The organism is Bradyrhizobium sp. (assembly GCF_030697065.1).
Lineage (GTDB): Bacteria > Pseudomonadota > Alphaproteobacteria > Rhizobiales > Xanthobacteraceae > Bradyrhizobium.
The window spans coordinates 1-8221 of record NZ_JAUYQU010000120.1; the positions used below are offsets into that span (position 1 = coordinate 1).

7 protein-coding genes are annotated in these 8221 nt (G+C 64.0%); 2 read left to right on the forward strand and 5 right to left on the reverse strand.

All coding sequences use genetic code 11. The features are described from left to right. Positions 1–102 precede the first annotated feature (102 nt). The 5 genes from Q8R73_RS10105 to Q8R73_RS10125 form a co-directional block, all read right to left on the reverse strand. Entirely contained in the window at positions 103–714 is a 612-nt protein-coding gene (locus Q8R73_RS10105) for a sigma-70 family RNA polymerase sigma factor (protein WP_305719404.1), read from the reverse strand. Between the two features lie 327 nt (positions 715–1041). Beyond that, on the reverse strand, positions 1042–1788 hold the full coding sequence (locus Q8R73_RS10110; RefSeq protein WP_305719405.1) for a response regulator: 747 nt from the start codon (positions 1786–1788) through the stop codon (positions 1042–1044). Then, a complete protein-coding gene (locus Q8R73_RS10115) occupies positions 1785–3533 on the reverse strand; it encodes a DUF3369 domain-containing protein (protein WP_305719406.1) in 1749 nt (582 codons plus the stop codon). Before Q8R73_RS10115 ends, Q8R73_RS10110 begins: the two co-directional genes overlap by 4 nt. Then, complete coding sequence (locus Q8R73_RS10120) at positions 3503–5560, reverse strand: ATP-binding protein (RefSeq protein WP_305719407.1); 2058 nt, start codon at positions 5558–5560, stop codon at positions 3503–3505. The genes Q8R73_RS10115 and Q8R73_RS10120 overlap by 31 nt, the downstream gene beginning before the upstream one ends. 34 nt (positions 5561–5594) lie before the next feature. Beyond that, positions 5595–5930, reverse strand: a complete 336-nt coding sequence (locus Q8R73_RS10125; RefSeq protein WP_305719408.1) for a hypothetical protein — start codon at positions 5928–5930, stop codon at positions 5595–5597. A gap of 231 nt (positions 5931–6161) precedes the next feature. Here Q8R73_RS10125 and ugpB point away from each other — a divergent pair, with 231 nt between their 5' ends. Both ugpB and Q8R73_RS10135 read left to right on the forward strand, forming a co-directional pair. Then, positions 6162–7490, forward strand: coding sequence for a sn-glycerol-3-phosphate ABC transporter substrate-binding protein UgpB (ugpB, locus tag Q8R73_RS10130; protein ID WP_305719409.1), 1329 nt, complete (start codon positions 6162–6164; stop codon positions 7488–7490). Between the two features lie 12 nt (positions 7491–7502). Further along, positions 7503–8221: phosphotransferase (locus Q8R73_RS10135; protein WP_305719410.1), on the forward strand; the 719-nt coding region annotated here is incomplete at its 3' end.

The window sequence follows — 8221 nt, forward strand, 5'->3', positions numbered from 1 at the left end:
CGTGGATTGTTTCAATTGTTTCGTCGGAAGTAATTTCTTCCGCCGCGAAAGCTCCCGTTTTCTGGCCCTGACATCCTTGCAACCGGCTGGAAATACTCGACTTTATGCCGCGAGGCTGTCGACGCCGGCGCCCTTAAGCAAGTCTGCAAGCTGTTTGCGGGCATAGAACATCCGGGTCTTCACCGTGCTCTGGGGAATGCCGATGATGGCGCCGGCCTCTTCCACCGACTTCTCGTGGTAGTAGACGAGGTTGATGATCTCGCGGTGCGCCGGCGACAGCTTGGCGACGCAGGCGCGCAGGATCGCCGAGGTATTGCTACGGTCCAGCGAGGCTTCCGGGGTGTCGGCCTGATCGGCGATTTCGAGCACGTCTTCCTGGTCGATATCTTCGTGCCGGCGCTGGCGCAGCGCGGTCAGCGCCTTGAAGCGGGCGATCGACAATAGCCAGGTGGAGACCTGCGAACGGCCTTCGAACTGGGCGGCGGTGCGCCACACGTCGAGGAAAACCTGGCTGACGAGATCTTCGGCCATGGTGGTATCGCGCACGATGCGCAGGATGAAGCGGTAAACCCGGACATTATGACGGGAGTAAAGGATATGCATCGCGGTCCGGCCGCCACCGGCAATGCTCTGCAGCAGCATCTCGTCCGAGGTCGCCTGGGCAGCGATGATGCCCTGGCGGGCTGCGGCGTTGATAGCGACGACGTTCTGCATGACACGCTCCTGGTATTCGCCATTGGCGGCGTTTCGTTGGGGCGGACTGATAGTTAATCCCGGTTTCGGGACGTCTGCACGCCAACGGGAAAATGGTTTCGTGCGCAGGAGAATTGTTTCAAGGGCCAGGCACGACGAAACATTCGAGGTAGAAGTGCGAGTGATTTCAATGGTGGGAGCGATTAAGAGCGCGTGGGTAGAACGCCCGGAACCATTCCCGTTCAGATGTGTAATATCGAGTTTTGTTCTGAGAAAATGTGAGGCAAATCACAGATGGCGCAATCCGGGCTTGAGCCGGGAGCGCAGGCCGGGATGCCGACGAAGGGTTCAGCCCTTCTCGCCGACCGGCGAAAACAAATAGCCGCCGCCACGGATGGTGCGGATCACCGCCGGCTTGGTCGGATCGATCTCGATCTTGCGGCGGATACGCATGATGCGCAGGTCCACGGCGCGGTCGAACGCCTCGGCGTCGCGCGCATTGGCCAGCTCCAGCAGCCGCTCACGCGACAGCACCCGCTTCGGATTGGCCGCGAAAACCTTGAGCAGGCCGAATTCGGACGCGGTCAGCGGGTGCTCGTTGCCCTCGTCGTCGCGCAATGCCTGCGCCTCGAGATCGAGCCATTTGGTACCGAACCGCACCAGCTGATCCTTGGCCGCCTTGGCACCGGCGGCTTCGGGCGCCGCGGCCGGCGCCTTGGACGGCGCAGAGCGCCGCAGCACCGAGCGGATCCGCGCCATCAGTTCGCGCAATTCGCAGGGTTTGGCGATGTAGTCGTCGGCGCCGAGCTCCAGCCCGACCACGCGGTCGATCGGGCTTGCGGTCGCGGTCAGCATGATGACCGGGACATTGGTGCGGCCCTTGAGGTCGCGGATGATGGAAAGCCCGTCTTCCTCGGGCATGTTGAGATCGAGCACCACGAGGTCCGGCACCGAGGTCTCGATCGCCTCGCGCAGGGTCTTGCCGCCGTCGCACAGCGTCACGCCGAAGCCGTGCATCTTGAGGTATTCGCCGACCATCTCGCGGGCCGGCGCCTCGTCGTCGACAATGATGATGTGTTGCTGACTCTGGGTCATGACATCTCGGTTGCAGGCAGCACGACGGTGAAGGTCGACCCTTGTCCGGGCCCGGCGCTGTCGGCGGTCACCTCGCCGCCATGCATGTCGATGATGCGCTTGACGATGGACAGTCCGAGGCCGGTCGAGCTTTCGCCGGCGGTAGGCTTGGCGGAAAGCCGCTGGAACCGGCCGAACAGCCGGCCGAGATCTTCCGGCGAGAGACCCGCGCCCTCGTCGGCGATGCGGATGATGATGCTGTCCTGCTCATGGGTGACCACGACCGTGATCCTGCCGCCGATCGGTGAATATTTGATGGCGTTGCTGACGAGATTGTCGATCGCCTCGCGCATCCGGTCGGTATCGCACATCGTCACGATATTCGGCGGCGCCGACACCGAGATGGTCTGCTGCTTGTTGACCGCCAGCGGCTGATTGGCGTCGGCGACCTCGCTGACCAGGGCGGCGATATCGACCGGCTCGCGCCGGATCGAGATGTCGAAGGCGTCGGCCATCGCATCCGAGATCAGATGGTCGACCATCGAGGTCAGGCGCTTGGTGGCGTCGCGGATGTGCTCGACCTGGGCGGTGATGCTCTCCTTGGAGGAGCCGGCGCCGATCAGTTCGGTCAGCATTTCGGTGCGGCCGAGGATGACGCCGAGCGGATTCTTCAGGTCGTGGGCGACGGTGCCGAGAATTTCGTTCTTGAAGCCGTTGGCGCGCTGCAGCCGCATCCATTGCGACGACAGCCGACGGTTGGCCTGCATCAGCGCACGGGTGCGCTGGGCGACGCGGTCCTCGAGCTGGGTGTTGGCCTCGTGCAGCTGCTGATAGAGGATCACATTGTCGAAGGCGATCGACAGCCGGCTGGAGAAAATCTCGACCAGCGCGCGGTCGGTTTCCGACAGCGGACGTTCCGCCTGCAGCAGCACCACCACTTCGCGGCCGCTGCCGGTGCGCAGATAAAGCACGCTGCGGTGGTCGGCGAATTCGTTCTTGCGGCGGTGAAAGGCCGCTTCGACCATCTGCCGCAGATCCGGATCGAGCGATTTCGATCCGGTGGTGCCGATGAAACGGCTGTAGCAGCCGGAGCCGGCCAGTACCGAGAAGTCGTTGCCGGCGCTGCCGCCGTCGTCGCGCAGCACCAGGATGCCGGCGCAATCGACATTGAGCAGGGAGGCGAGCTGGGTCAGCACGCCCTCGGCGAGCCGTTGCATCGACTTGAAGTCGTACAGGGTCGAGGCGGCATCGATGATGATTTCGAGCCCGCGCCGCGTCTGCATCATGCGCTCGAGCTGCTGATAGCTGCGCAAGGCCGCGGTCAGCGAGGTGAACAGCTTGTCGGCGGTGAGCTCGGTCTTCGCCTTGTAGTCGTTGATGTCGTACTGGACGATGACGCGCCGCTCCGGCGCCTGGCCGGGCTGCCCGGTGCGCAGGATGATGCGGACGGTCTCGTTCCTGATTTCGTTGCGGATATATTCGACAAGGTCGAGGCCGGCGGCGTCGGTTTCCATGATGACGTCGAGCAGGACGGCGGCGATATCGGGATGCGCCTGCATCAGCTTGCGGCCCTCGGCCGCCGAATAGGCCGAGAGGATTTCCAGCGTCTGGCCGTTGAGATTGTAGTCGCTCAGCGCAAACCGCGTGCCTTCATGCACGGCCTGGTCGTCGTCGATGACGGCGACCTTCCATTTGCGCGCGGTCGAGGCTACCGGAGCGGTTCCGGAATCGTCGATCAGGTGGAGGACATCGTCCTGTTCGGCCATTGCGGAATCCCGTCGCTTGCCTGTTCTGTGGTCGCCGAGCCGCCCCTGGCGGTCCGCGGCATGATAATGCGAAATGTGGTGCCTTGTCCCAGCCTTGAATCCAGCATCATCCGCCCGCCGAGCTGCTGGGTAACCAGATTGTAAACGATATGCAGGCCCAGACCGGTGCCACCCTCGTTGCGGCGGGTGGTAAAGAACGGATCGAACGCCTGCCGCTGCACGTCCGGCGTCATTCCGGCGCCGTTATCGGCGAAAATGATCTCGACGTCGTCGCTGCCGCGCGGGCGGGCCGAAATCGAGATGCCGCCGCTTCGCCCGTCGGCGAAGGCGTGATTGGCGGCGTTGAGGAACAGATTCGTCAGAATCTGGCCATACGAGCCCGGATAGCCGTCGATCATCAGGCCCTCGGGCACGTCGACCGAAAGCGTGATCGCGGATCGTTTCAGCACCGGCCTGAGGCTCGCGATGATCTGGTCGGTCGCCTCGGACAGGCTGAACTGGCGGCGTTCGGCATGCGAGCGGTCGACCGCGACCTGCTTGAAGGACTGGATCAGTTCGCCGGCGCGATGCAGGTTCGCCACCAGTTGCCCGGCGGCGTCGCGGGAAGAGCGGACGAATTCCTCGAGCTGCGACTTGCGCAGCTGCCCGTTGGATTTCAGTTCGGCCTCGAACATTTCGGCGCGGCGCGCGAAACTGGAGGCCACCGTCAGGCTGATGCCGATCGGATTGTTGACTTCATGGGCGACGCCGGCGACCAGGCCGCCCAGCGCCGCCAGCCGTTCGGCGTCGATCAGGTTCTGCTGGGCGGCGTTGAGTTCGAGCAGGGCCCCCTCGGCCTTTTCCTTCGAGGTGCGCAGTTCGTCCTCGGTCTCGCGCTTGGCGATCGCGTTCTCGCGGAACACCTCGACCGCGCGCGCCATCGCGCCGACCTCGTCCCTGGCATTGGTGCCCTGGACGCGGCGGTCGTAATTGCCGGTGGTGATGGCGTGCATCGACGCCATGATCTGCTGCAGCGGCAGCCGGATCGAGAGCGCAATGATCACCCCGGCGGTCAGGATGATGCCGAGAAAGATCACGGCGATCGACAGCACCTTGCGGGAAATGCCGGTCAGCGTGCGGTCGAAGGTCGCCTGCGCCTTCTGCTCGCGCTGGCGCATCTGGACCGACAGGTTGTCGATCGCGCCGATCGCTTCGGCCTGGCTGGCGTCGATGGTGTTGCGCAGCAGCCCGGTACGGTGCGCCAGCTGTTCCGAAAGTTTGGCGAAGCCCTGGCGCAGCGCCACTGTCCTTGCCTTAAGGCGCTGCAGCGCCATGCGCTGCAGGTCGTTTTCGGCAAGCTCGGACATCTCCGGAATGGTTTTCTCGATGGTCTCGGTATTCCGGCGGGCATCCTCCGCGGACGCCGTCGCCAGCGAAAGATAATAGGAATTGGCGGCCACCAGCATCGCGGTGAACGCCTCGCGGGATTTGCCCAGCGACGGCCAGATCAGGGCCTCGCGGCGCCCGGTGGCGCCTTCGATGATCGAATACAGCCCGGCCATTTCCCTGGCCGGAGCCAGCACCTGGTCCTGATAGGTTTTTGTGATCGTGGCCTGCACCGCGCGCAGTTCGCCGAAGCCGTTGAGGAATTTATCGGTGACGCGCTCGAGTTCGGCGACCGAGCCTGACAGCATCGGGTCGGTCGATGCGCGCGTGGTGAGCGTGCCCAGCACCGCCTCGCGCAACAGCAGGATCTCCGCGAACAGTTCCGGGCTCGGCTGGTTGATGTAGCGATGGATCAGGTTCTGCAGCCGGCTGGTTTCGCTTTCCAGCAACGCAAGGATCTTGTCGGACTCCCGCACCTGCCGCACGTCGTCCCAGGCCGAGCCGAGCACCTGGGCGCCGTTCCAGATCATGCCGGCCAGCACCACGACCACGGCCGAATTCAGCGCGGCGATCGACAGGATGCGCCAGCGGATCGGCACCGCCCGGACCAGCCCGACGATCCGGGCACGGACCCGCGTGGCGAGACCCGCCTGCCGATCCATGGGTTCGTCGTGCCGCGGCATGGCCAAGGCCAGTTCACTCCACTTTGCGAATTCGTTCGATCGGCGGCGCCGCCGCTGGATTGTGCTGCGTCTGTGCGTGAATTTTCGCCATCGCGGCGTCGAGCCTGATGTTGCCGGTCGGCCTGGCGCCGGAATCGCAGGGCGCCTGGCGGGTCAATCCCCACGGTTCGAAGCTGAGGAGTATTTCGCTGCCGATCGTCGCCACATTGCTGCGATCGAGGTCGATGGCGCTCCTGGTCCCGGCGGCGCCAAATGTCCGCGCGACGACACCCGTCGAGACCGCCGTCAGCAACGGCGCGACAACAGGAGTCACGGTCCGCGAAAGGCCGGCGCGGCTGTACACAGGCAAAACTCATCCCCTTATGATGGTGTCGGCGTCGGGTGAGAAAGGTTCAACCCATTTAGCAGATGCCGGCTTGCGATGGCTATCCTGCCAGCCCCACGAAGGACGTCAATGGTGCGCCGCGCCGGACTTTTTGCGGATTGAAACCGTCGGCTCACGGCCTTATTGAGGGCGCTCCATGGGCGAGTGTCGCGTTTCGCTGTCGCGGATCGGATGGGCGAGATTCAGATTGGTTGTATGGTGAATTCGGCTCTGAGATATTTGCAGTTCGCGTCCGTCGCCGCATTGGTCGCGCTGGCGACTCCGGCCTGGGCGGTCACCGAGATCATGTGGTGGCACGCGATGTCGGGCGAACTCGGCCGCCAGCTGGAAAAGCTGGCGTCGGATTTCAACGCATCGCAACCCGAGTACCGGATCGTTCCGAGCTACAAGGGAAACTACACCGAAACCGTCACGGCGGCGATCTTTGCGTTTCGCTCGCGCAGCCAGCCCGCCATCGTTCAGGTCAACGAAATCGCCACCGCGACCATGATGGCTGCCAAGGGCGCGATCTATCCGGTCTACGAACTGATGCGCAACGAAACCGAGGCGTTTTCGCCTTCGGACTATCTGCCGGCCGTGACCGGCTATTATTCCGACGTCGCCGGCAACATGCTGTCGTTCCCGTTCAATGCCTCGACGCCGATCCTCTACTACAACAAGGACCTGTTCCGTGCCGCCGGCCTCGACCCCGAAAAAGTGCCGAAGACCTGGCCCGAGGTCGGTGCGGCCGCCAGTAAACTGCGGGCGTCCGGCGCGGTTTGCGGTCTGACCACCTCATGGCCGTCATGGATCAACGTCGAGAATTTTTCCGCATTCCACAATCTGCCGGTCTCCACCATGGCCAACGGCTTCGGCGGTCTCGGCGCCGAACTCACTTTCAACAATCCGGCGATGGTCCGTCATGTCGCGCATTTGGCGGAATGGCAGACCACCAGGGTGTTCGACTACAGCGGCCGGGCGCAAACCGCGGAGCCGCGCTTTCAGAAGGGCGAATGCGGCATTTTCCTGGGCTCCTCGGCGACGCGCGCTGACATCAGGGCCAATTCGAAATTCGAGGTGGGATACGGCATGCTGCCGTACTGGCCCGACGTCGCAGGCGCACCGCAAAACACCATCATCGGCGGCGCCACCTTGTGGGTGCTGCGGGACCGGCCGCGTGCCGAATACAAGGGCGTGGCGAAATTCTTCGCCTATCTGTCGAAGCCGGAGGTCCAGGCCGCCTGGCACCAGAACACCGGCTATCTGCCCGTGACCCGGGCGGCATTCGACCTGACCCGCGCGCAGGGTTTCTACGACCGCAATCCCGGTGCGGCGATCTCGATCGAGCAGATGACCCTGAAGCCGCCGACCGAAAATTCGCGCGGCGTCCGGCTCGGCTCGTTCGTGCTGGTCCGCGGCGTGATCGAAGACGAACTGGAACAGGCATTCAGCGGCAAGAAATCCGCGCAGCAGGCGCTGGATTCCGCCGTCGAGCGCGGCAACCGGCTGCTGCGCCAGTTCGAGCGGGCCAATCCGGACCGGTAGCGGCGGTATCCGATGCACGCACTGCCTGATCTGCCGAATGATGAGACCTTCCAGGCATGGCGCGCCGACGCGTCGCAATGCCTGACGGCGGCGCTGGATATCGCGCGTAGTCACGGATTGCCGCATGCGGATGCACATGTCTTTGCGACCGGGACCAATCTCGTGGTCGGGCTCGATGACCGGCTGATCCTGAAGCTCTTTCCGCCATTCCTGCGCGGCCAGTTCGAGTCGGAGCGGATTACGCTGGCTCAGCTGCGCGGACGACTCAGCGTCCCGACTCCGGAAATCGTACTCGAAGGCGAACGCGACTATTGGCCGTATCTCGTCATCACGCGGCTGTCCGGCGTGCTGGGCACGCAGGCGTGGCCCGAATTGCCGGAGGAGGCGAAGGAGCGTGTGCTGTCTCAGATCGGCGAGACGATTGCGCAGGTGCAGCGCGTCCCGGTTGGTGATCTCGCTCGCATCGAGCCGGGCTGGTCGCAGTTCATGGCTCGGCAGATCGCGGGATGCCGTGCCCGGCACCAGCGCCTTGGATTGCCGCCAAAGTTTCGCGACGGGCTGGATAGTCTGTTGCGCGACGCCGAGCCGCTGATTGCGCTGGACGGGCCGCAGGTGATCCTGACCGGGGAATACATTCCGGAAAATTTTCTGCTGAGTTGCGACGACGGAGACTGGCGGCTTTCCGGGCTGATCGACTTCGGCGACGTGATGACAGGCATGGCCGAGTACGA